18 protein-coding genes are annotated in these 22,567 nt (G+C 71.2%); 1 reads left to right on the plus strand and 17 read right to left on the minus strand.

The features are described from left to right. Positions 1 to 217: 217 nt before the first annotated feature. Genes BKD26_RS07370 through BKD26_RS07390 form a run of 5 tightly spaced genes read right to left on the minus strand, consistent with a single transcriptional unit; the run spans position 218 to position 5,617 of the window. Positions 218 to 1,804: a Na+/H+ antiporter gene (locus tag BKD26_RS07370; protein WP_084897024.1), complete on the minus strand. Its 1,587-nt coding sequence runs from the start codon at positions 1,802 to 1,804 to the stop codon at positions 218 to 220. A gap of 58 nt (positions 1,805 to 1,862) precedes the next feature. Further along, entirely contained in the window at positions 1,863 to 2,330 is a 468-nt protein-coding gene (locus BKD26_RS07375) for a GNAT family N-acetyltransferase (RefSeq protein ID WP_084897025.1), read from the minus strand. After that, the gene (locus BKD26_RS07380) at positions 2,327 to 3,268 is read right to left on the minus strand and encodes an RluA family pseudouridine synthase (protein ID WP_084897026.1); all 942 of its coding nucleotides are present in this window, start codon (positions 3,266 to 3,268) and stop codon (positions 2,327 to 2,329) included. The genes BKD26_RS07375 and BKD26_RS07380 overlap by 4 nt, the downstream gene beginning before the upstream one ends. Before the next feature lie 17 nt (positions 3,269 to 3,285). Then, the gene (gene lspA / locus BKD26_RS07385) at positions 3,286 to 3,846 is read right to left on the minus strand and encodes a signal peptidase II (RefSeq protein ID WP_073752295.1); all 561 of its coding nucleotides are present in this window, start codon (positions 3,844 to 3,846) and stop codon (positions 3,286 to 3,288) included. Between the two features lie 58 nt (positions 3,847 to 3,904). Then, a complete protein-coding gene (locus tag BKD26_RS07390) occupies positions 3,905 to 5,617 on the minus strand; it encodes a TraR/DksA C4-type zinc finger protein (RefSeq protein ID WP_179166456.1) in 1,713 nt (570 codons plus the stop codon). Positions 5,618 to 6,187: 570 nt separating this feature from the next. Between BKD26_RS07390 and ileS the strand changes: the two genes are divergently transcribed. Beyond that, positions 6,188 to 9,319, plus strand: coding sequence for an isoleucine--tRNA ligase (gene ileS / locus BKD26_RS07400; RefSeq protein ID WP_084897027.1), 3,132 nt, complete (start codon positions 6,188 to 6,190; stop codon positions 9,317 to 9,319). Between the two features lie 482 nt (positions 9,320 to 9,801). Here ileS and BKD26_RS07405 read toward each other — a convergent pair whose 3' ends face one another. The 12 genes from BKD26_RS07405 to murF all read right to left on the minus strand — a co-directional run bounded on the left by BKD26_RS07405 (position 9,802) and on the right by murF (position 22,563). Further along, complete coding sequence (locus BKD26_RS07405; RefSeq protein WP_084897028.1) at positions 9,802 to 10,917, minus strand: DivIVA domain-containing protein; 1,116 nt, start codon at positions 10,915 to 10,917, stop codon at positions 9,802 to 9,804. A gap of 56 nt (positions 10,918 to 10,973) precedes the next feature. After that, positions 10,974 to 11,270, minus strand: coding sequence for a YggT family protein (locus BKD26_RS07410; protein WP_073752292.1), 297 nt, complete (start codon positions 11,268 to 11,270; stop codon positions 10,974 to 10,976). Positions 11,271 to 11,339: 69 nt separating this feature from the next. Then, positions 11,340 to 11,966 (minus strand): cell division protein SepF, encoded by a 627-nt coding sequence (gene sepF, locus BKD26_RS07415; RefSeq protein ID WP_084897029.1) that lies wholly within the window; start codon positions 11,964 to 11,966, stop codon positions 11,340 to 11,342. 142 nt (positions 11,967 to 12,108) lie between these two features. Further along, positions 12,109 to 12,828 carry a YggS family pyridoxal phosphate-dependent enzyme gene (locus BKD26_RS07420; protein ID WP_084897030.1) on the minus strand — a complete coding sequence of 240 codons (720 nt, stop codon included), beginning with the start codon at positions 12,826 to 12,828 and terminating at the stop codon, positions 12,109 to 12,111. Between the two features lie 5 nt (positions 12,829 to 12,833). After that, a complete protein-coding gene (pgeF, locus tag BKD26_RS07425; RefSeq protein ID WP_084897031.1) occupies positions 12,834 to 13,568 on the minus strand; it encodes a peptidoglycan editing factor PgeF in 735 nt (244 codons plus the stop codon). A gap of 9 nt (positions 13,569 to 13,577) precedes the next feature. Continuing rightward, complete coding sequence (gene ftsZ / locus BKD26_RS07430) at positions 13,578 to 14,792, minus strand: cell division protein FtsZ (protein ID WP_084897032.1); 1,215 nt, start codon at positions 14,790 to 14,792, stop codon at positions 13,578 to 13,580. Positions 14,793 to 15,072: 280 nt separating this feature from the next. Next, complete coding sequence (locus BKD26_RS07440; RefSeq protein ID WP_084897034.1) at positions 15,073 to 15,894, minus strand: FtsQ-type POTRA domain-containing protein; 822 nt, start codon at positions 15,892 to 15,894, stop codon at positions 15,073 to 15,075. Positions 15,895 to 15,907: 13 nt separating this feature from the next. After that, positions 15,908 to 17,002, minus strand: a complete 1,095-nt coding sequence (gene murG, locus BKD26_RS07445; protein ID WP_084897035.1) for an undecaprenyldiphospho-muramoylpentapeptide beta-N-acetylglucosaminyltransferase — start codon at positions 17,000 to 17,002, stop codon at positions 15,908 to 15,910. 6 nt (positions 17,003 to 17,008) lie between these two features. Next, a complete protein-coding gene (ftsW, locus tag BKD26_RS07450) occupies positions 17,009 to 18,394 on the minus strand; it encodes a putative lipid II flippase FtsW (protein ID WP_084897372.1) in 1,386 nt (461 codons plus the stop codon). Between the two features lie 262 nt (positions 18,395 to 18,656). Next, positions 18,657 to 20,087: a UDP-N-acetylmuramoyl-L-alanine--D-glutamate ligase gene (murD, locus tag BKD26_RS07455; RefSeq protein ID WP_084897036.1), complete on the minus strand. Its 1,431-nt coding sequence runs from the start codon at positions 20,085 to 20,087 to the stop codon at positions 18,657 to 18,659. Further along, entirely contained in the window at positions 20,069 to 21,139 is a 1,071-nt protein-coding gene (gene mraY / locus BKD26_RS07460; protein ID WP_073752269.1) for a phospho-N-acetylmuramoyl-pentapeptide-transferase, read from the minus strand. The genes murD and mraY overlap by 19 nt, the downstream gene beginning before the upstream one ends. After that, positions 21,136 to 22,563: a UDP-N-acetylmuramoyl-tripeptide--D-alanyl-D-alanine ligase gene (murF, locus tag BKD26_RS07465; protein ID WP_084897037.1), complete on the minus strand. Its 1,428-nt coding sequence runs from the start codon at positions 22,561 to 22,563 to the stop codon at positions 21,136 to 21,138. Before murF ends, mraY begins: the two co-directional genes overlap by 4 nt. Positions 22,564 to 22,567: the final 4 nt, after the last annotated feature.

Below are 22,567 nucleotides of genomic sequence, written 5' to 3' on the forward strand. Positions count from 1 at the left end.
ACCCGCGCTGGACACCCCGGCGCCCGGAGCGTACCCGGCGGCCGCAGGCCCACCACGCCCCTCCCGGGCCCGGCAGGCCGGCCGGCACCGGCTGACCCCGCGCCACCGGCACCCGGCGCCCTGACCCGCCTGCGGGCAGAACCCGCCCCTGGGCGGAGCCCGCGCCCGCCTCCGCCCCGCCTCCGTCCCGGCCGCGCGGACCACCGCCGCCCCCGCGTCAGCGGAGGCTGCGGACGTCCAGGTGGCGCAGTACGCGGTCGACGACCTCCGGGTCGGCACCGGGCTCGCTCCGCGCGGAGAGGACCTCGTGGCGGGCGGCCGACATCAGTTCCCGCTGGATACGCTGCATCGCCTTGAACCGCTCCGCCCGCTTCGCGGAGGCCGACCGCCGCTCCTCGTCCACCAGGTCGGGACTGATCCGCGCCCCCACGTCGAACGCGACGCGCTGCAGCCGCTCCTGGAGGTCCTCCGGCAGGTCCTCGACCTCCTGGATCTCCCTGAGGCGCCGCTTCGCCGCCCCGGCCGCCCGGACGGCGAGCTTCCGCTCCAGCTCGCGCTCCGCGTCCGTGTCGGCGCATACGCCGAGCCGCTTCACCAGCCACGGCAGCGTGAGGCCCTGGAGGACGAGGGTCGCCATGATGACGCAGAACGCGATGAAGACGATCTCGTCCCGCCCCGGGAACGGCGCCCCGTCCTCCGTACGCAACGGGATCGCGAGCGCCAGCGCGACCGAGGCCACGCCCCGCATGCCCGACCACCACATGACGACGGTCTCCCGCCAGCTCATGGGGATCTCCTCGTGGTAGTCCCGGCGCGTATGGAGCCGTTTGGCCAGCCATGTGGCCGGCAGCAGCCACAGCAGCCGTACGCCGACGACGCACGCGACGATGGCCGCGCCCCACCCCAGCATCCGCAGCTCCCGCCCGTCGGCCGTGCCGAAGACGTTGTGCAGCTCCAGGCCGATGAGCCCGAAGGCGATGCCCGTGACGAGGGTGTCGACGATCTCCCAGAAGGTGCGGCCGGCGATCCGGCCCATCACGTCGTCGGCGTCCGTGGCGTGTTCGGCGAGGAACAGCGCGGTGACGAGCACGGCGAGGACACCGGAGCCGTGCAGCTCCTCGGCGAGGACGTACGACACGAAGGGCACCAGCAGAGTGAGCCCGGTCTGGAGCGTGGCGTCGCCCAGCAGCCCCATCAGCTTGTTGGAGAGCCAGCCCAGCGCGAGCCCGACCACGATGGCGACGACGGCGGACAGCACCAGTTCACCGGCCGCGCCCGCCCAGGAGAACGTTCCGCCGACCGCCGCGCCGATCGCCACGTGGTACAGCACGATCGCCGTGACGTCGTTGAACAGCCCCTCCCCCTCCAGGATCGACACCAGCCTGCGCGGCAGCCCCAGGGAGCCCGCGACGGCGGTCGCGGCGACCGGATCAGGGGGCGCGACCAGCGCGCCGAGCGCGACGGCGGCGGCGATCGGCAGGCCCGGTACGACGGCGCTCGCCACGGCCGCGACGGCGGCCGTGGTGACGAACACCAGCGCCACCGCGAGCAGGAAGATGGGGCGCCGGTTGGCCGTGAACTGGCGCCACGACGTCCGCTGAACCGTCGCGTACAGCAGCGGCGGCAGCACCAGCGGAAGGATGAACTCCGGCGGGATCTCCACGTTCGGCACGAAGGGCAGCAGCGCCAGCACCATGCCCGCGAGCGTCATCAGCACCGGGGCGGGCAGGCCCAGCCGTTCCCCGAGGGGCACGGTCAGCACCGCCCCGAGCAACAGCACGAGCATCAGAGCCAGCTGGTCCACGGTGCGCCCTCCGGCCGTTCACACGACGACGATCAGGCCTTCAACCCTGCCACGCGCGTCACATCACCCGGCGCATCGCGAGGTGCGGTATCCCCGCGTCCTGGAACTCCTCGCCGTACGCCTCGTAACCGAGCCGCTCGTAGAACCGGAGCGCCTGCGTCTGGGCGTGCAGGTCCACCGCCGTCAGGCCACGCGCGCGTGCCGCGTCCTCGATGGCACGCACCAGGGCCACGCCGACGCCGAGGCCGCGCGCCGCCCTGGACACCGCGAGCCGGCCCAGCGAGCCCACGCCCTCGGCGCCGCCCGTCTTGGCCGCCGCGTCCGCCCCGTACAGCAGCCGGCCGGTCCCCAGGGCGACCCCGTCGGCGCGACGGACGGCCAGCACATGGACGGCGGTCGCGTCGTACGCGTCGTACTCGATGTCCTCCGGTACGCCCTGCTCGACGACGAAGACCTCGCGGCGGACGGCGAACCCCGCCTCCCGGTCGGCCTCGCTCACGGCCTCCCGTACGAGGAACTCGCTCACGCGCTCTCCGCCGCGATCGTGTCCAGGGCGCCCTGCAGGTCGGCGGGGTAGGTGCTCTCGAACTCGACCCACTGGCCGTCCGCCGGGTGCTCGAAGCCCAGGCGCACCGCGTGCAGCCACTGCCGGGTCAGGCCGAGCCGCTTCGCCATCGTCGGGTCGGCCCCATAGGTCAGGTCGCCGACGCAGGGGTGGCGATGAGCCGCCATGTGGACCCGGATCTGGTGGGTCCGCCCCGTCTCCAGCTTGATGTCGAGCAGGGAGGCCGCGCGGTACGCCTCGATCAGGTCGTAGTGCGTCACCGAGGGCTTGCCGTCGGCGGTCACGGCCCACTTGTAGTCGTGGTTCGGATGGCGTCCGATCGGCGCGTCGATCGTCCCGCTCAGCGGGTCGGGGTGCCCCTGTACGAGCGCGTGGTAGCGCTTGTCCACGGTACGGTCCCGGAACTGCGCCTTGAGCAGCGTGTACGCCCGCTCCGACTTGGCCACGACCATGAGCCCGGACGTACCGACGTCCAGCCGGTGCACGATGCCCTGCCGCTCGGCCGCGCCGGACGTCGAGATCCGGTACCCGGCCGCCGCGAGGCCGCCGATCACGGTCGTGCCCGTCCAGCCGGGGCTCGGGTGGGCGGCCACGCCGACCGGCTTCACGATCACGACGATGTCGTCGTCGTCATGCACGATCTCCATGCCCTCGACGGGCTCGGCGACGATCTGCACGGGGACGGGGGCCCCGGGCATCTCCACCTCGAGCCACGCGCCACCGCTCACCCGCTCGGACTTGCCGACGGCGGCGCCGTCGACGAGCACCTTCCCGGCAGCGGCCAGCTCGGCCGCCTTGGTACGGGAAAACCCGAACATACGGGCAATGGCGGCGTCGACGCGCTCGCCTTCGAGGCCATCGGGAACGGGCAGCGTACGGATCTCGGGAATCGTGCTCACCCGTCGAGTATGCCTTGTCAGTCCTTGTGGACGGTCCCGTCGGGGTCCAGCCCCTTGAACGACAGGATCACAATGAGGAACCCGCCACACACGATCGCCGAGTCCGCCAGGTTGAATACCGCGAAGTGCGCCGGCGCGATGAAGTCGACGACCGCGCCCTCGAAGACGCCGGGCGAGCGGAAGATCCGGTCGGTGAGGTTGCCGAGCGCGCCACCGAGGAGCAGGCCCAGCGCGATCGCCCAGGGCAGGCTGTAGAGCTTGCGCGCCAGACGTACGATCACGACGATCACCGTCGCCGCGATCAGCGTGAAGATCGCGGTGAAGGCCTCGCCGATCCCGAAGGCGGCGCCCGGGTTGCGAACCGCCACGAACCTCAGCAGGTCACCGATGACCTGGATCGGCTCGTGGTGCTCCAGCTTGGCCACCACGAGCATCTTGCTGCCGAGATCCAGCAGGTAGGCCACCAAGGCCACGGCGAGCAGCGCGGCGATGCGGCGCTTGCCCTTGGGCTGCTCGGCGGGCGCCGCAGCCTCGTCGTCAACATCCGGCGTACCGATGATGCGCTCCGCCTCTGCCACGTGAGTCCCTCAACCTAGGTGCCTACTGTGCACGAGGGTACGGCACACACGTACGGGTTCAGCCTCGCCGTTCCTGCTTCTGCTTGTCCTCCACGCACAGGGTGGCCCGGGGGAACGCCTGCATGCGCGCCTTGCCGATGGGCTTGCCGCACATCTCGCACAGGCCGTACGTCCCCGTGTCGAGCCGTTGCAGGGCGTGCTGGGTCTGTTCCAGGGTGGCGCGGGCATTGGCGGCGAGCGCCATCTCGTGCTCGCGCGTGATGTTCTTGGTGCCGGTGTCGGCCTCGTCGTGCCCGGCGCCGTCCCCGGAGTCGCGCATCAGCCCGGACAGGGCCTCCTCCGAGGCGGCGATCTCCGCCTGCAGGCGGGCCACCTCGCTCTCCAGCCCGGCCCGCGCCTCCGCGACCTCCTCGGGGCTCCAGGGCTCCTCCCCGGGCCGTACGGCGAGTTCCTCCGGAGCCGTCTCGGCGACACCCCGGGCGAGGGGTACGGCCGAGGCGGCCGGCGCCGTGGTCACATCCGCGGTCTTCTTCGCTGCCACTGTCCTGGCTCCTGTCTGTTCCGCGGCCTCGGCCGCCCCCTCGGCCGCGGCTGCGGCCTGTTTCGCGGCCTTCCCGGCCACGCGCTTCTTCCCCGCCCCGCCGGCCACCGTGGCGGTGGCCCTCTTACGACCCACCTCCTTGGCGGACGCCGCCGTGCCCGCCGTGACGCCGGCCTTCTTGCGGCCCGCCTCCTCGTCAGCCGCCTCCTTACGGACCGCCTTCCTGGCGGGAGCCGGAGCCTGCTTGGCCTCCTCGTCCCCCGCCTTCTTCGTGGACGTCCCCTCGACACCCACCCCGGCAGCGGCCTTCTTGGCAGCCACCTTCTTCCCCGCCGTCTTCTCCGCAGCCGCCTCGTCACCACCGGCCCCGGCAACAGCCTTCCCGCCCGCCGCCTTCTTGGCTGCCGACTTCCTGCCCGTGGTCCCCTTGGGGGGCGCCGCCCCGCCACCGGTCTCCTTGGCGGCCGCCTTCCTGGGGGGTGTCTTCTTGCCCGCGGCTTCCTTGGCGGACACGTGCCCGCCGGCGGCAGTGGTGCCCTCCCCGGCGGCACTCTTCCCGGCACCGCCCTTCCCGCCAGCACCCTTCCCGCCGGCACCCTCCCTAGCGCCGCCTTCCTTGGTGGCGGCCTTCCTCGGCGGCGCCTTCTTGCCTGCTGCCGCCTTCGTTGTGGGGGCGGCCTCGGCAGCCGCCTGCCCGGCGGTCGGCTCGGCGCCACCGGCCTTCTTGGCGGCGGCTTTCCTGCCCGCCACCCCGCCCACGGACACGTCCGCACCGGCCGCGTCCTTGGCGGTCGTCTTCTTCGCCGCCACCGTGCCGGCGGCGCCCTTGTCGGCGGCCGCTGCCCTGGTGGCAGTCGTCTTCTTCGCCACCGCGTCGGCACCGTTGCCGGCGGCGGTTGCCCTGGTGGCGGTCTTCTTGGCCGCTGGGCCCGCCCGCTCGGAGGCGGCGCGGCCGGGCGACGCGGCGGCGGCCTTGCGCTTCGGCGAGGCCGGCGCCGCAGCCTCGGCCGCCTCCGCCGTCTCCGCCCGTTTCGCGGACCGGTCCGCCTTCTTCGCGGCGGCGGTATCGCCACGCGCCCGTTCGGCGGTCACCGTCTTGCGGGACGTGACCTTCCTGCCGGCGCCCGCCGAAGCCGTGCTCTTCTTCCCCGTCGTGTCCTTGGCCGCCGCGCCCGTGGCGGTGGATCTCGTGGACGCCGTCTTCTTCACGGCGGTCTTCTTCGCCACCATCTCGCGGCCCCTTCACATATTGTGATCTTGCTCGCGAATCGTGCTGGGACGATAAATCGACTCAAGCCCCGCGGCAACGGGGCACGCCGCCGGTCCGGACGCCCCATGCCCGCGGCAAGGACAGCCTGCATCCGTTGTGCCCAGCTCCCCGCCCTGTAATCCGCCCCCACCCCTCCCCCCGGCCCGCCGAACCCCATGTGGCCATTCGGGTCACACATCCACCCACCGCCCACCCACCCGAAAACCGGTCGGCCGCTGTCCGCCCGGCCCCTTACACTGGGCGCAGCGAAAGGCTTGGATGGGGACGAGTAGCGTCGTACGCAGCCATGAGCGACCCGGGGACGGTGAGAGCCCGGGGGCGAGCCCGATGTGAAGCATCACCCCGGAGCCGCCGGAAGAACGCCCGACGGGAAACCACAGGGTCAGTAGAGCCGGCATCGCGACCCCAATGAGGGGGCTCAGGACGCCCACGAGGCGCCCCGGGCCAAGGAGGGTGGTACCGCGGGAGCCGCGCAGCGCGAGCGCTCTCGTCCCTCCGACGGAACGAGGAACAGTCCGCCGGAGGATTCGATGTCGCAGTACCGCCAGGTACCCGCCCAGGTCGACCTGCCCGCGCTCGAGCACGCCGTGCTCGATTTCTGGCGCGAGGCCAAGGTCTTCCAGAAGTCCCTTGAGCAGTCCGAGGGCCGCCCCGAGTGGGTCTTCTACGAGGGCCCGCCCACCGCCAACGGCATGCCCGGCGCGCACCACATCGAGGCCCGCGTCTTCAAGGACGTCTTCCCCCGGTTCCGCACCATGCGGGGCTACCACGTCGCGCGCAAGGCCGGCTGGGACTGCCACGGCCTGCCGGTCGAGCTCGCCGTCGAGAAGGAGCTCGGCTTCTCCGGCAAGAAGGACATCGAGGCGTTCGGCATCGCCGAGTTCAACACCCGGTGCCGTGAGTCGGTGACCCGCCACACCGACGCGTTCGCCGAGCTGACCACCCGCATGGGCTACTGGGTCGACCTGGACGACGCGTACCGCACCATGGACCCGGAGTACGTCGAGTCCGTCTGGTGGTCCCTGAAGGAGATCTTCAACAAGGGCCTCCTGGTCCAGGACCACCGCGTCGCCCCCTGGTGCCCCCGCTGCGGCACCGGCCTGTCCGACCACGAGCTGGCCCAGGGCTACGAGACGGTCGTCGACCCCTCCGTCTTCGTCCGCTTCCCGCTGACCTCCGGCCCCCTCGCGGGCGAGGCGGCGCTCCTCGTCTGGACGACCACCCCCTGGACCCTGGTGTCCAACACCGCCGTCGCCGCCCACCCCGAGGTGACCTACGTCGTCGCGACCGACGGCAACGAGAAGCTGGTCGTCGCCGAGCCCCTCCTCGCCAAGGCCCTCGGCGAGGGCTGGGAGGCCACCGGCCAGTCCTTCACCGGCGCGGAGATGGAGCGCTGGACGTACGAGCGTCCCTTCACCCTGATCGACTTCCCGGCGGAGGCCCACTTCGTCGTCAACGCCGACTACGTCACGACCGAGGACGGTACGGGTCTGGTCCACCAGTCGCCCGCCTTCGGTGAGGACGACCTCAAGGTCTGCCGCGCGTACGGCCTGCCCGTGGTGAACCCGGTCCGCCCCGACGGCACCTTCGAGGAGGACCTCGACCTCGTCGGCGGCCAGTTCTTCAAGAGGGCCGACGAGGCCCTCACGGCCGACCTCCAGGCCCGTGGGCGGCTCTTCAAGCACATCGCGTACGAACACAGCTACCCGCACTGCTGGCGCTGCCACACGGCGCTGCTGTACTACGCGCAGCCGTCCTGGTACATCCGTACGACCGCCGTCAAGGACCGGCTGCTCCAGGAGAACGAGAACACCAACTGGTTCCCGGACTCGGTCAAGCACGGCCGCTACGGCGACTGGCTCAACAACAACATCGACTGGGCGCTCTCCCGCAACCGCTACTGGGGCACCCCGCTGCCCATCTGGCGCTGCGAGGAGAACCACCTCACCTGCGTCGGCTCGCTCACCGAGCTGACCGAGCTGTCGGGCACCGACCAGTCGTCCCTGGACCCGCACCGGCCGTACATCGACGACGTGACCTTCCCCTGCCCGACCTGCCAGGAGACGGCCACCCGCGTCCCCGAGGTCATCGACGCCTGGTACGACTCGGGCTCGATGCCGTTCGCGCAGTGGGGCTACCCCTACCGCAACAAGGAGATCTTCGAGAAGCGCTACCCGGCGCAGTTCATCTCGGAGGCCATCGACCAGACGCGCGGCTGGTTCTACACCCTCATGGCCGTCGGCACCCTGGTCTTCGACAAGTCGTCGTACGAGAACGTGGTCTGCCTGGGCCACATCCTTGCCGAGGACGGCCGGAAGATGTCCAAGCACCTGGGCAACATCCTCCAGCCGATCCCGCTCATGGACCAGCACGGCGCGGACGCGGTGCGCTGGTTCATGGCGGCCGGCGGCTCCCCCTGGGCCGCGCGGCGCGTGGGCCACGGCACCATCCAGGAGGTCGTCCGCAAGACGCTCCTCACGTACTGGAACACGGTCGCCTTCCAGGCCCTGTACGCCCGTACGTCGAACTGGGCCCCCTCGGCCGCCGACCCGGCCCCCGCCGACCGCCCCGTCCTGGACCGCTGGCTGCTCTCCGAGCTGCACGCGCTGACCGACCAGGTCACGCAGGCCCTGGAGGCGTACGACACACAGCGCGCCGGCAAGCTGCTGTCCGCCTTCGTCGACGACCTCTCCAACTGGTACGTACGCCGTTCCCGGCGCCGCTTCTGGCAGGGCGACAAGGCCGCTCTCCGCACCCTGCACGACGTGGTCGAGACCGTCACCCGCCTGATGGCGCCCCTCACCCCCTTCATCACGGAGCGGGTCTGGCAGGACCTGGTCGTCCCGGTGACCCCGGGCGCGCCCGAATCCGTCCACCTCTCCACCTGGCCGGAGGCCGACCTCTCCGCGATCGACCCCACCCTCTCCTCCCAGATGGCCCTCGTCCGCCGCCTGGTCGAGCTGGGCCGGGCCACGCGCGCGGAGTCGGGCGTCAAGACCCGCCAGCCCCTCTCCCGGGCGCTGGTGGCCGCCGCCGGCTTCGAGGCCCTGTCCCCCGAGCTCCACGCCCAGATCACGGAGGAGCTCAACGTCACCTCCCTGGCCTCCCTCTCCGAGGTGGGCGGCTCGCTCGTCGACACGACCGCCAAGGCGAACTTCCGCGCCCTGGGCAAGCGCTTCGGCAAGGGTGTCCAGGACGTGGCCAAGGCGGTCGCCGCCGCCGACGCGGCCGCGCTGTCCCTCGCCCTCCGAAACGGCGAGGCGACGCTGGAGGTCAACGGCGAGACGATCACCCTGGCTCCCGACGAGGTGATCATCACGGAGACCCCCCGCGAAGGCTGGTCGGTCGCCTCCGACGCGGGCGCAACGGTCGCGCTGGACCTGGAGATCACCCCGGAACTGCGCCGCGCGGGCCTGGCCCGTGACGCGATCCGCCTGATCCAGGAGGCCCGCAAGAACAGCGGCCTGGACGTCGCGGACCGTATCGCCCTGCGCTGGGAGTCCACCGACCCCGAGGTGAGCGCGGCCCTCACGGACCACACGTCCCTGATCGCCGACGAGGTCCTGGCCACCGACTTCTCGTCCGCCGAGCCGGACGCCACGTACGGCGAACCGTTCACCGACGAGGGCCTCTCCCTCACGTTCCGCCTCCGCAAGGCGTAACCAAGCGCCAAAGGGCCCGGCCACCCCCTGTGGCCGGGCCCTTTCGCATCCCTACGGCCCGCAGACGGCGTACGACGGGGGTGGGGCCGTGCAGGGTCGCCCCCGCTGGGGGTCCCCCCACGCCTCCCGGGCGTAGGGGGAGGATCGGCGGCGACGCGCGGCCAGGAAACCGGCAGGGCGCCCCGCCGACGGCGAGAAGGCGAGCCCGGAGAGGCCCCGCCCCACCGGGCCCACCCGCCCCACGTACCGCCCCGCAGGTCACCCGGACAAGGGCACCGCCCCGGTCCGTTGTGCCCACCCGTCCCTCCCCTAGGACTTCGTCCTGGGGGACCCCCAGCGGGACGACTGCCCACAACGGGAGGGACCCCGAAGGCACCGCAAAAAGGGCTGGGGCCGGGACGTCACACGTCCCGGGCCCCAGCCCGACTGCCTACCGACCGACGACTACGCGCGGCTACGCGCGCCCCGCCCGACCGGCCCCGTCAGTTGTCGTCCTCGTCGATGAGGAAGCCACGCATCGGCGACGGAGCCTGCTGCATCGGCTGCGGCGCCTGCGGCCGCACCGGTGCCATCGGCTGCGTCATCGCGGGGGACATCTGCTGCTGGCCGCCGTAGGACGGTCCACCGCCCATCGACTGGCCGCCGCCCATGGTCTGGTTGCCACCGTACGACGGGGCGCTCGCGCCCGCCGACGCCATCGACGGGGACGGCGGCAGCGACGCGGTCGCAGGCGTCCGCGGCGGGGCCAGCGAGTCGTCCGACTGGGTCTCCAGCTGACGCAGCTGGCTCTCCAGGTAGGACTTCAGCCGCGTACGGTACTCACGCTCGAAGCCCCGCAGGTCCTCGACCTTGCGCTCCAGCGTGGCGCGGGCCGACTCCAGCGAGCCCATCGCGACGCGGTGCTTCTCCTGCGCGTCCCGCTCCAGGGCGTCCGCCTTGGCGCGGGCGTCGCGCTCCAGGCCCTCGGCGCGCGACCGGGCCTCGCCGACGATCTTGTTGGCCTCGGAGCGGGCCTCCGCGATCGCCTGGTCGGCGGTCTGCTGGGCGAGGGACAGGACGCGGGCCGCGCTGTCGCCGCCGGGGCCCTGACCGGGCTGGGGCATCTGCGGGCCGTGACCGCCCATGGGGCCACCCATGGGACCGCCCATCGGGCCACCCATGGGGCCGCCCTGCATGGGGCCACCCTGCATGGGGCCGGGGCCGTGCTGACCGGGGCCGTGCTGACCCTGCGGGCCTCCGTGGCTGGGACCGGCCGGCAGCTGAGGAGCACCACCGGGCAGCTGGGGCGGACCCATCTGCGGGGGCTGCTGCTGGACCGGCGGACCCGATATCCCGGCGGGCACGGGGGCGCCGGGTCCCACGGGCCGCTGGTCCTGCTGCTCCGGCGGCTTGCGCATACCCTGCTGCTGCTGGTTCTGCGCGGCCGCGCGCGTGGCGGCGGCCAGCTTGGCGCGCAGGTCCTCGTTCTCGCGGAGCAGACGCGTCAGTTCGGCTTCGACCTCGTCGAGGAAGGCATCGACCTCGTCCTCGTCATAGCCTTCTCGGAGGCGGACGGTCGTGAACTGCTTGTTCCGCACGTCCTCGGGGGTCAGCGGCATCTTTCCTTCACCTCTACGTAGTCGTCGGCAGTCGGCAGGACCGTATCGCTACACCCTCACACCCTCATCATGAAGCTGTTCACGATGGAGATCAGGATGTAGACGATGATCATCAGAACGAAGAAGGACAGGTCGAGTGCCACGCCCCCGAGACGCAACGGCGGGATGAACCGCCGCAGAAGCTTCAGTGGTGGATCGGTGACAGTGTAGGTGGCCTCCAGAACGACCACCATCGCCTTCCCGGGTTGCCATGAACGAGCGAACTGGAAGACGTAGTCCATGACCAGCCGGAAGATCAGGACAACAAGGAAGCACATCAGAGCGATGTAGATCACTTGTAGTGCGACGCTCATCCCGCGCTTCCCTCTCCCCTGATCCCATGTCCACCGGCCTCCCGGCCGGCCGTTCCCGGTGTCGTGCTCTCAGCTCTGGTTGAAGAATCCGCCCTCTGCGATGCGGGCCTTGTCCTCCGCCGTGACATCGACGTTAGCAGGCGACAACAGGAACACCTTCTGCGTCACTCTCTCAATGCTGCCATGCAGCCCGAAGACGAGACCGGCGGCAAAGTCGACAAGTCGCTTCGCGTCCGTGTCGTCCATCTCGGTGAGATTCATGATCACAGGCGTGCCCTCGCGGAAGTGTTCCCCGATGGTACGGGCCTCGTTGTAGGTCCGCGGGTGGAGTGTGGTGATGCGGTAGGGCTCCCGCTCGGACACGACCTTGGGCATGATCACCGGTGCGTTCTTCTCCAGGCTCGGGCGTTCAGGTGTGATGGATGCCACGGGGGCGATTCGCGCCGGACGTCCGCTTTCAGCGGGAAGCTGAACAGGGTCGCGCTGCACGGGCGGCTGCTGGACGACACGCACCGGCTCCTCGCGCTCCGCCTGGTGCGAAGACTGGTGCGGGGGCTGGTGGCGCCGTCGGTCGCGCTCGGGCTCCGGCTCCAGTTCGGGTTCGAAGTCGTCATCGGGGTCGAAACCCCGGCCGTCGTACCCATCGTCCTCCACGAGGCCGAGGTAGACCGCCATCTTGCGCATCGCGCCGGCCATTCTCTGAGTCCTCCGCTCTGTGGTGGATCGCCCTCACCATTAGTGGGTACAGCGTCACCAAGTACCCGCGATCCACGAGGCCTGTCCGCTGTTCGGCGGAAATGACCATATTTTCTGCTGTGGTCCGACTTGCTTGGCGACGTTACCCGAGCCGGGGTCGGTCTCCGAGTACCGCCGTACCGATGCGCACATGTGTCGCTCCGGCCGCCACGGCGTCCTCGAGGTCCGCGCTCATCCCTGCTGACACCATGTTCGCAGCCGGACGGGACGCGCGCAGGCGGGATGCCAATTCCATCAGCCGATCGAACGCGGCCCGTTCGCGCCCCGCGTAGGGCCCGGCCAGCGGCGCGACCGTCATGAGTCCGTCGAGCCGGAGCCCGGGCGCGCCGTCCACCGCGTCGGCCAACTCCTCGACGCCGTCGGGCGCGACGCCGCCGCGCTCGCCACGCTCGCCGGACTCCGCGTCGAGTGCGACCTGGATCAGGCACCCGAGTTCGCGCCCGGCGCGCACCGTGGCGGCCGACAGCGCGCTGACGAGCTTCAGCCGGTCGACCGACTGCACCTCATGCGCATAACTCGCCACAGAACGGACCTTATTGGTCTGAAGCTGGCCGACGAAGTGCCACGTCAGGTCGAGATCCGCGCACGCGGCGGCCTTCGGTGCCGCGTCCTGGTCCCGGTTCTCGGCGACATGACGGACGCCCAGCTCGTGCAGCAGCCGTACGTCGCTCGCGGGGTAGGTCTTGGTGACCACGATCAGGGTCACCTCCTCCCGCCTCCGCCCGGCGGCCGCGCACGCGGCAGAGATACGTTCCTCCACTCGCGCCAGGTTCTCGGCGAGTTGAGCCTTGCGGTCCGTCATCTGCGTTATCCGTCCAACCAGACATATCCGGCGAGCCGCCCGGTGGTGCGGTCGCGGCGGTACGAGTAGTGGTCGCGCGATTCGAGCGTGCAGACCTCCGACGCGCGCCGGTCGCGCACCCCCAGCGCATCGAGCTGGGCATGCACCCCGGCGGTCACGTCCACGGCCGGAGTGCCCCAACTCGTCTCGGCGTGCGCCTCCGGTACGACGGCGGCCACCTCGTCCCGCATGGCCGCGGGGACTTCGTAGCAGCGCCCGCAGACGGCCGGGCCGGTACGGGCGGTGATCCGGGACGGATCGGCGCCGAGCGCGATCATGGCCTCGACGGTGGCCGGTACGACACCGGCGACCATCCCGGGGCGGCCGGCGTGCGCCGCGCCCGCCACGCCCGCGACCGGGTCGGCCAGCAGGACGGGCACGCAGTCGGCGGTCAGCACGGCGAGCGCGAGCCCGCGCCGGGCGGTGACGACACCGTCCACCGCCGGAACGTGCTCGCCCGGCGCCCACGGCCCGTCCACCACGGCGACGTCCCGGCCGTGCACCTGGTTCATCCACACGACCCGCCCCGGGTCGAGCCCCAGCGACTCGGCGGCGAGCCGGCGGTTCGTCGTCACGGAACCGGGGTCGTCGCCGACCGCTCCGCCGAGGTTGAGCTCTTCGTACGGAACGGCGCTCACCCCGCCCCACCGATCGGTGAAGGCGAAATGCGCGCCGCTCACTGAGTCGTGCTGCCGTATCACGTCACACGGTCACTTCAGGAAGTCCGGGACGTCCAGCTCTTCGGCCGAGGTGTCCGGGTACGGGCGGGCCGGCGGGACCGCCGGAGGAGTGACCGACAGCGAGCTGTCGCTCACGGCCGGCGCGGGTTCGGCCGCCGGGGCCGGGGACTCCTCGCGTACCGGAACGGTTCCGAGACCGCTCACCGGGCGGGGGGTCTCCGTGGAACGCGCCGGTGGCGCCGGTTCCTCACGCTTGCTGGACCCGGCGCTGAGGATGTTGTCGCGCCGGGCCGGCGGCTGGCCGCCGTCGAAGCCGGCCGCGATGACCGTGACCCGCACCTCGTCCCCGAGGGCGTCGTCGATGACGGCGCCGAAGATGATGTTGGCCTCGGGGTGCGCGGCCTCGCTGACGAGCTGCGCCGCCTCGTTGATCTCGAAGAGGCCGAGGTCCGAGCCGCCGGAGATGGACAGCAGCACGCCTCGGGCGCCGTCGATGGACGCCTCCAGCAGCGGCGAGGAGATCGCCATCTCGGCAGCGGCCACCGCGCGGTCGTCGCCGCGGGCCGAGCCGATGCCCATGAGGGCGGAGCCCGCCTCGGACATGACCGACTTGACGTCGGCGAAGTCGAGGTTGATGAGGCCCGGGGTGGTGATGAGGTCGGTGATGCCCTGGACACCGGAGAGCAGCACCTGGTCGGCGGACTTGAACGCGTCCAGCACGCTGACCTGGCGGTCCGAGATGGACAGCAGCCGGTCGTTCGGGATGACGATGAGGGTGTCGACCTCTTCGCGGAGCTCGGCGATGCCGTCCTCCGCCTGGTTGGCGCGACGCCTGCCCTCGAAGGTGAACGGCCGGGTGACCACACCAATCGTCAGGGCGCCCAGCGAGCGCGCGATGTTGGCGACGACGGGCGCGCCGCCGGTGCCGGTGCCGCCACCTTCGCCGGCGGTGACGAAGACCATGTCGGCCCCCTTGAGGACCTCCTCGATCTCCTCACGGTGGTCCTCTGCCGCCTTGCGACCGACTGCCGGGTTGGCTCCGGCCCCGAGGCCGCGGGTGAGTTCCCGGCCGACGTCGAGCTTGACGTCGGCGTCGCTCATCAACAGAGCTTGCGCGTCCGTGTTGATGGCGATGAACTCGACGCCCTTGAGACCGACCTCGATCATTCGGTTGATGGCATTGACACCACCGCCGCCGACACCGATGACCTTGATGACTGCGAGGTAGTTCTGCGGTGCTGCCACGTCGAAGGCCTCTCGCCTCGAGTTACGTGTCGCCACTTCGCGGTGGTCTTCGCGCCGCGACGACGGATGCCGATTGGGACGGTCCGAAACGCCGACCCAAACCCTAACGTTGAAGTTTAGGGTTACCAGTGTCTCTGTTCGCTGGACTCTTCCGAACAGGACACTAAGTCGACAAGTGGCGCACGTTCAACGAACACGCCGAACCTCCCGTTTTTCTTTTCACCCTATGTGATCACCCATAGCGCTGACCAACCAGGGTGCTGGCCAGGGCATATGTGCGTCAACTCCGCGACGCCGCCGGGGCGGTCGGGGCACTCACGTCGAAGTGCCCCGCTTTGGGCGCCGCCTTCATCAGTGCGATGAGCGCACGCGCTTTCGCCTCGCCGTCCTCGCCACTGCCCCACACCACGGTCCGGCCGCCCGTCAACTCCAGCGTGATGGAGTCGTACGAACGGACCCGGAGCATCTTGGTGTCCTTGGCCACCCGCGCCGGCAGGCCGCCGGCCACATGGACCGCCTCGGCGGTCAACCGGTCGGCACCGAAGCGGCGCAGGCTGGGCGACTGAGCCACCGTCAACTCCAGCAGGGGCACGCCTTTCGGGGCCTTCGTCCCGTCAACCGTGGCAAAACGCACACCCCCGGCGTCCACTTCGGTGAACTTTCCGCCCTTTTCCATCAGGAGGACCGGCGTGCGCTCGACCACGTTCAGACCGATTCCGCGCGGCCAGGAACGAACGACGTCCACCGAGTCGATCCGGGGCAGGGCGCGCCGCAGCCGGTCCTCGATCTCCTCCGTGTCGACCGACACCACCGGGGCCCCGACCGGCACCGCGGCGGCCGCCTTGACCTCGGCGGGCGTCAGCACCCGCGTACCGGAGGTGGTGACCTGCTCGACCCGCAGCCACGCGGAGCCGTAGAAGAGCCACACCCCGCTCGCGAGCAGGGCCAGGGCGGCCAGGATCAGGATCACGGCACGGGGGCCGGGCAGCGCCTTGCGGCCACCACCCGGCCCCGGGCGTCCCGGCCGGGAGGGCCGGGCCGACGACGGGCCCTTCCCGGTCCCCCGCGCACCGCGCTCGGTGGTCGTCGTCGGCCCGGCCATGCTCCCTGCCTTCTCACGCCCTGTGACGTGCCGCGATCGCCTCGTAGACCATGCCGACGAGCAGGTCGTCGGCGTCCCGGCGGCCGAACTCGGCGGCGGCGCGGGACATCTCGTACAGCCGGTGCGGGTCGGAGAGCACCGGGAGCACATTGCCCTGGACCCACTCGGGCGTCAGCTCGGCGTCGTCGACCAGCAGACCGCCGCCCGCCTTGACCACCGGCTGGGCGTTGAGCCGCTGTTCGCCGTTGCCGATCGGCAGCGGTACGTACGCGGCGGGCAGCCCGACGGCGGAGAGCTCGGCGACGGTCATCGCGCCCGCGCGGCACAGCATCATGTCGGCCGCGGCGTACGCGAGGTCCATCCGGTCCACGTACGGTACCGGGATGTAGGGCGGCATACCGGGCATGTTGTCGACGTGCGGCAGTTCGTTCTTCGGGCCGACCGCGTGCAGGATCTGGATGCCGGAGCGCTGGAGGACCGGGGCGATCTGCTGGATCACCTCGTTCAGCCGGCGGGCGCCCTGCGAGCCGCCGGAGACCAGCAGCGTCGGCAGGTTCGGGTCCAGGCCGAACGCGGCGCGCGCCTCCGGGCGGACCCGGGCGCGGTCGAGGGTGGCGATGGTGTGCCGCAGCGGGATGCCGATGTAGCGGGCGTTGCGCAGCTTGCTGTCGGGCGTGGCGACGGCGACCCCGGCCGCGTACCGCGAACCGATCTTGTTGGCGAGGCCGGGCCGGGCGTTGGCCTCGTGGACCACGATCGGTACGCCGAGCCGTTTGGCGGCCAGATAGCCGGGCAGCGCCACGTAGCCGCCGAAGCCGACGACGCAGTCGGCCTTGGTGCGCTCCAGGATCTGCTCGGCGGCCTTGATCGTGCCGCGCAGCCGCCCCGGGACGGTGATCAGCTCCGGGGTGGGCTTGCGTGGCAACGGGACGGCGGGGATGAGCGCCAGCTCGTAGCCCCGCTCCGGTACGAGACGGGTCTCCAGACCCCGCTCCGTACCGAGGGCCGTGATCCCCACGGTCGGGTCCTGCCTGCGCAGGGCGTCCGCGAGGGCGAGCGCGGGCTCGATGTGGCCGGCGGTCCCCCCACCGGCGAGTACGACATGCACCGAAATTCACCGCTCTCCGGACGGACGCTTCTTGACGCGCCGTCGCATCGACTTCCAACTCACCCCGGCCCATGTGCCGAGACCAGGCTGTCGCATGGCCAGGGCCGCCTTCGCCGCGGGCTCCTCTCGCGCGAAGGCGATGAGCAGACCGACCGCGAACATGGTCGGCAGCAGGGCGGAACCTCCGTAGGAGAACAGCGGGAGCGGGACACCGGCGATCGGCAGCAGGCCGAGCACCGCACCGATGTTGACCACGGCCTGCGCCGTGATCCAGGTGGTCACGCCTCCCGCGGCATACCTCACGAAGGGGTCCTCCGTGCGTCCGGCCACGCGGATACCCGCATAGCCTAGAGCCGCGAACAGGGCGAGTACCGACAGCGTCCCCGCCAGCCCCAGTTCCTCCCCGGTGATGGCGAAGATGAAGTCGGTGTGAGGTTCGGGGAGTTGGCCCCATTTTTCCACACTCGCCCCCAGCCCGGAACCGAACCATCCGCCCGACGCCAGAGCATAGATCCCGTGCACGGCCTGCCAGCACGAGTCCCCGGGCCCCGGCTCGGTGGCGCCGATGCAGGCGAGCCGCGCCATCCGGTTCTCGCTGGTCCTGATCAGCATCACGCCGATCGCGGCGGCGACGGCCAGCACCCCCACGAACATCCGGGTGGGGGCACCGGCCAGCCACAGCAGGCCGAAGAGGATCGCGGTGAGGATGATCGCCGTCCCCATGTCGCCGCCCAGCATGATCAGCCCGAGCAGCAGGAAAGCGACGGGGACGAGCGGCACCAGCAGGTGCTTCCACTGGGTGAGCAACCGTTTGTCCTGCTTGCGGGCGAGCAGGTCCGCGCCCCACAGGATCAGCGCCAGCTTGCCGAACTCGCTGGGCTGGAGCTGGAAGGGGCCGCCCAGGTAGATCCAGTTCTGGTTGCCGTTGACGGAATGCCCTATCCCCGGGATCTGGACGAGCACCATCAGGAACACGGTGCCCACGAGCAGCGGATAGGCGAGCGCCCGGTGCAGCTTGGCCGGGACCCGGGAGGCGAACAGCAGCAGTCCGGTGCCGATGGCGGCGGCCAGGAACTGCTTGCGGAAGAAGTACGTGTCGGACAGCGACAGCTCCAGCGCCTTGATCTGCGACGCCGAGTAGACCATCACCAGGCCCAGGACGGTGATCAGCAGGCTGGCGCCCAGGATCACGTAGTACGCGGTCAGAGGGCGGTCCCAGGCCCGCCGTGCCCGCTCGTAGAGCCCGCGCACCCCGCTCCCGCGCGGCGGGCGCGGAGCGGGGATCCTACGGCCCCGGCCGGTCGCCTTCCGCGGTGTCGGGGGCCGCCGCAGCCCGGCGGTCCGGCCACGGAGGGCCAGTCCGGCGCCGCGCACCCGCCGGGCGAGCCCCATGGCGCTCCCGCGCGGGGCGGTCCCGGTCCCCGTGGTGGCGCCGCGAAAAGCGCGGCCCATCGCCGTGGCCGTGGCTTTCAGGGCGGTGCCCGTGGGCAGGGCGTTCGACGCGGCACCCATGGTGCGGCGCTTGGGGGCGGCGCCCATGGTGGGGCCGTTCAAGGCGAGACCCGCGCGGTGCGGTGCGTACGCGGCGGCGTGGTCGGCCGGCATGGTCGCTGTCCCCTCCAGTCGTGCCCGGCGCGGCCGGACCTGGTGGCTGTCAGGCGCGCTCGGCGGCGAGTGCGCGGACCGCGTCCGCGAACGCCTCGCCCCGCTTGTTGTAGTTGGCGAACATGTCCATCGAGGCGCAGGCCGGGGCGAGCAGGACCGTGTCCCCGGGCTGTGCGAGCCGCTCCGCTTCCCGGACCGCCGCCGGCATCGCCCCAGTGTCGGTCCGGTCGAGGTCGACGACCGGTACCTCGGGGGCGTGTCGCGCGAGGGCTTCCCGGATCAGGGCGCGGTCGGCACCCATGAGCACGACACCGCGCAGCCGCTTCGCCGCCGTGGCGACCAGCTCGTCGAAGGTCGCGCCCTTGGCGAGGCCTCCGGCGATCCAGACGATCGGCTCGTACGCGGCCAGCGACGCCTCAGCGGCGTGCGTGTTGGTGGCCTTGGAGTCGTCGACCCAGCGCACGCCCTGGATCTCCTCGACGAGCTCGATACGGTGCGGGTCGGGCCGGAAGGCCCGCAGTCCGTCGCGTACCGCGGTGGCCGGGACGCCGAAGGCGCGGGCCAGGGCCGCCGCGGCGAGCGCGTTGGCGATGTTGTGCGGGGCCGGCGGGTTGACGTCGGTGATCTCGGCGAGCTCCTGGGCCTGCTTCTGACGGTTCTCGACGAAGGCCCGGTCCACCAGGAGGTCGTCCACGATCCCGACCTGGGAGGGGCCGGGCGTACCGAGGGTGAAGCCGATGGCGCGGCAGCCCTCCTCCACGTCGGCCTCGCGCACCAGGTCCTCGGTGGCCTTGTCGGCGACGTTGTAGACGCAGGCGACCTGGTTGCCCTCGTAGATGCGGCCCTTGTCGGCGGCGTACGCCTGCATGGAGCCGTGCCAGTCGAGGTGGTCGGGGGCCAGGTTCAGCACGGCGGCGGAGTGGGCGCGGAGGGAGGGCGCCCAGTGCAGCTGGTAGCTGGACAGCTCGACGGCGAGGACGTCGTACGTCTCCTCGCCGAGGACGGCGTCCAGGAGCGAGACGCCGATGTTGCCGACGGCCGCGGTCTTCAGACCCGCCGCCTCCAGGATGGCGGCGAGCATCCGTACGGTCGTGGTCTTGCCGTTGGTGCCGGTGACCGCGAGCCAGGGCGCGGCGTCCGGGCCGCGCAGCCGCCACGCCAGCTCGACATCGCCCCACACCGGGACGCCCGCCTCGGCGGCCGCGGCGAACAACGGCTTGTCGGGCTGCCAGCCGGGTGTGGTGACGACCAGCTCGGTGCCCTCCGGCAGGGTCGCCCCGTCGCCGAGGCGGACGGTGATGCCCTCCGCCTCCAGCTGCGCCGCCTGCGTACGGGAGCGCTCGTCGTCGCCGTCGTTGACGACCGTGACGCGCGCGCCCAGGCCGGCGAGGACCCGGGCGGCGGGGATGCCGCTCACGCCCAGACCGGCGACGGTGACGTTCTTGCCCTGCCAGGAGGTACTCACTTGTCGGCTGCCCATCCCGCGTAGAAGAGGCCGAGTCCCACGATGACGCACATGCCCTGAATGATCCAGAACCGGACCACCACGAGCACTTCGGACCAGCCCTTGAGTTCGAAGTGGTGCTGGAGCGGCGCCATCCGGAAGACCCGCTTGCCGGTCATCTTGAAAGAGCCGACCTGGATGACGACGGAGAGGGTGATGAGGACGAACAGGCCGCCCAGGAGGGCCAGCAGCAGCTCCGTACGGGAGCAGATCGCCAGTCCCGCGAGGGCGCCGCCGAGGGCGAGCGAGCCGGTGTCGCCCATGAAGATCTTGGCGGGCGAGGTGTTCCACCACAGGAACCCGAAACAGGCGCCCATCAGCGCGGAGGCGACGACGGCGAGGTCGAGCGGGTCCCGCACCTCGAAACAGGCGTTGGGGTTCGTCAGGGTCTGGGCGTTGGCGCACGACTCCTGGAACTGCCACAGCCCGATGAAGGTGTACGCGCCGAAGACCATCACCGAGGCACCGGTGGCGAGGCCGTCGAGACCGTCCGTGAGGTTCACGCCGTTCGACATGGCCAGGATCATGAACAGCGCCCAGACCACGAACAGCACCGGGCCGATGGACCAGCCGAAGTCGGTGATGAAGGAGAGCTTGGTGGAGGCCGGGGTCTGGCCGCGGCTGTCGGCGAACTGCAGCGCCAGGACGGCGAAGGCGATACCGACGATCAGCTGGCCGGCCATCTTCGCCTTGGCCCGCAGACCCAGCGAACGCTGCTTGACGATCTTGATGTAGTCGTCGAGGAAGCCGACGAGGCCCATGCCCGCCATCAGGAACAGCACCAGGACGCCCGAGTAGGTCGGGTCCTCGCCCGTGATGACCTTGGCGAGCGCGTACGCGATGAGCGTGGCCAGGATGAAGGAGATACCGCCCATGGTGGGCGTTCCCTTCTTGCTGCCGTGCGTACGCGGGCCGTCGTCGCGGATGAACTGCCCGTATCCCTTGCGGGCCAGAAGCTTGATCAGCAGCGGCGTACCGATCAGGGTCAGGAAGAGCCCGATGGCTCCCGCGAAGAGGATCTGCCTCATCGGCCGGTGACCTCGCCCTCGGTGGTGTTCTCGAGCAGTGCCTGGGCGATCCGCTCGAGCCCGACCGACCTTGATGCCTTCACCAGCACGACGTCTCCCGGGCGCAGCTCACTGCGCAACAGGTCGATCGCCGCCCGCGCGTCGGACACGTGCACCGACTCCTCACCCCACGAACCCTCGTTATATGCGCCCAGTTGCAGCCAGGACGCTTCCCTGCCCCCGACTGCGACGAGCTTGCTGACGTTGAGCCGGACGGCGAGCCGTCCGACCGCGTCGTGCTCGGCGAGCGCCTCGTCCCCCAGCTCGGCCATCTGACCGAGCACCGCCCACGTCCGGCCCCCCTTGGCCTGTGCGGCCTTGCCCATGGCCGCGAGCGCGCGCAGGGCGGCTCGCATGGACTCGGGGTTCGCGTTGTAGGCGTCGTTGACGATCGTCACACCGTCCGGACGCTCGGTGACCTCCATGCGCCAGCGGGAGAGGGAGCCCGCCTCGGAGAGCGCGGTGGCGATCTCGTCGACGGACATGCCCAGCTCATGGGCGACGGCGGCCGCGGCGAGCGCGTTCGACACGTGGTGCTCACCGTACAGGCGCAAGGTCACGTCACTGCACCCGGTGGGTGTGTGAAGCCTGAAAGAGGGCTGTCCGGTCTCTGTGAGCCGGACATTCTCGGCACGTACGGCGGCGTCGTCGGCCTCGCCGAACAGCGTCACGCGCGCGTGGGTCCGGTTCTCCATGGCCCGTACGAGAGGGTCGTCGGCGTTCAGCACGGCGATGCCGCCCTGTTCGGCGGACGGCAGCGCCTCGACGAGCTCGCCCTTGGCCTGGGCGATCTGCTCGCGGCCGCCGAACTCGCCGATGTGGGCGCTGCCCACGTTCAGGACCAGGCCGATCGTGGGCGGGGTCAGCTCGGTGAGGTAGCGGATGTGGCCGATTCCGCGCGCTCCCATCTCCAGGACGAGGTGCTCGGTGTCCTTATCCGCGCGCAGCGCGGTGAGCGGCAGGCCGATCTCGTTGTTGAGGGAGCCGGGCGTCCAGACCGTGGGCCCCTTGCGCTGGAGTACCTGGGCGATCAGGTCCTTGGTGCTGGTCTTGCCGGCCGAGCCGGTCAGCGCGACGACCTTCGTGCCGAGGCGGCCGACGACCGCGCGGGCGAGGGCGCCGAGGGCCGTCTGCACGTCGTCCACGACGATGGCGGGCGCCCCGACGGGGCGGGTGGCCAGCACGGCCACCGCGCCCGCGTCCATGGCGCGCTGCGCGTAGTCGTGGCCGTCGACGTTCTCGCCGGAGAAGGCGGCGAAGAGCGAGCCGGGCTCTACCTGGCGGGAGTCGATGACGACGGAGCCGGTGACCCGGGCCGGATCCGGTATGTCGTACGACTGCCCGCCGACGATTTCGGCGATCTCGGCGAGGGAGAGGGCGATCACTACT

It is taken from the genome of Streptomyces sp. CB03238 (assembly GCF_002099185.1).
Lineage (GTDB): Bacteria > Actinomycetota > Actinomycetes > Streptomycetales > Streptomycetaceae > Streptomyces.

Excerpts from the sequence above, each read along its gene's own strand:
- ftsW (WP_084897372.1), bottom strand. The coding sequence starts at position 18,394 with ATGGGGCTCGCCCGGCGGGTGCGCGGCGCCGGACTGGCCCTCCGTGGC.
- BKD26_RS07420 (WP_084897030.1), bottom strand. The coding sequence starts at position 12,828 with ATGACGGACCGCAAGGCTCAACTCGCCGAGAACCTGGCGCGAGTGGAG.
- BKD26_RS07405 (WP_084897028.1), bottom strand. The coding sequence starts at position 10,917 with ATGCCGCTGACCCCCGAGGACGTGCGGAACAAGCAGTTCACGACCGTC.
- sepF (WP_084897029.1), bottom strand. The coding sequence starts at position 11,966 with ATGGCCGGCGCGATGCGCAAGATGGCGGTCTACCTCGGCCTCGTGGAG.
- BKD26_RS07410 (WP_073752292.1), bottom strand. The coding sequence starts at position 11,270 with ATGAGCGTCGCACTACAAGTGATCTACATCGCTCTGATGTGCTTCCTT.
- ileS (WP_084897027.1), top strand. The coding sequence starts at position 6,188 with ATGTCGCAGTACCGCCAGGTACCCGCCCAGGTCGACCTGCCCGCGCTC.
- murD (WP_084897036.1), bottom strand. The coding sequence starts at position 20,087 with ATGGGCAGCCGACAAGTGAGTACCTCCTGGCAGGGCAAGAACGTCACC.
- mraY (WP_073752269.1), bottom strand. The coding sequence starts at position 21,139 with ATGAGGCAGATCCTCTTCGCGGGAGCCATCGGGCTCTTCCTGACCCTG.
- BKD26_RS07440 (WP_084897034.1), bottom strand. The coding sequence starts at position 15,894 with ATGGCCGGGCCGACGACGACCACCGAGCGCGGTGCGCGGGGGACCGGG.
- BKD26_RS07390 (WP_179166456.1), bottom strand. The coding sequence starts at position 5,617 with ATGGTGGCGAAGAAGACCGCCGTGAAGAAGACGGCGTCCACGAGATCC.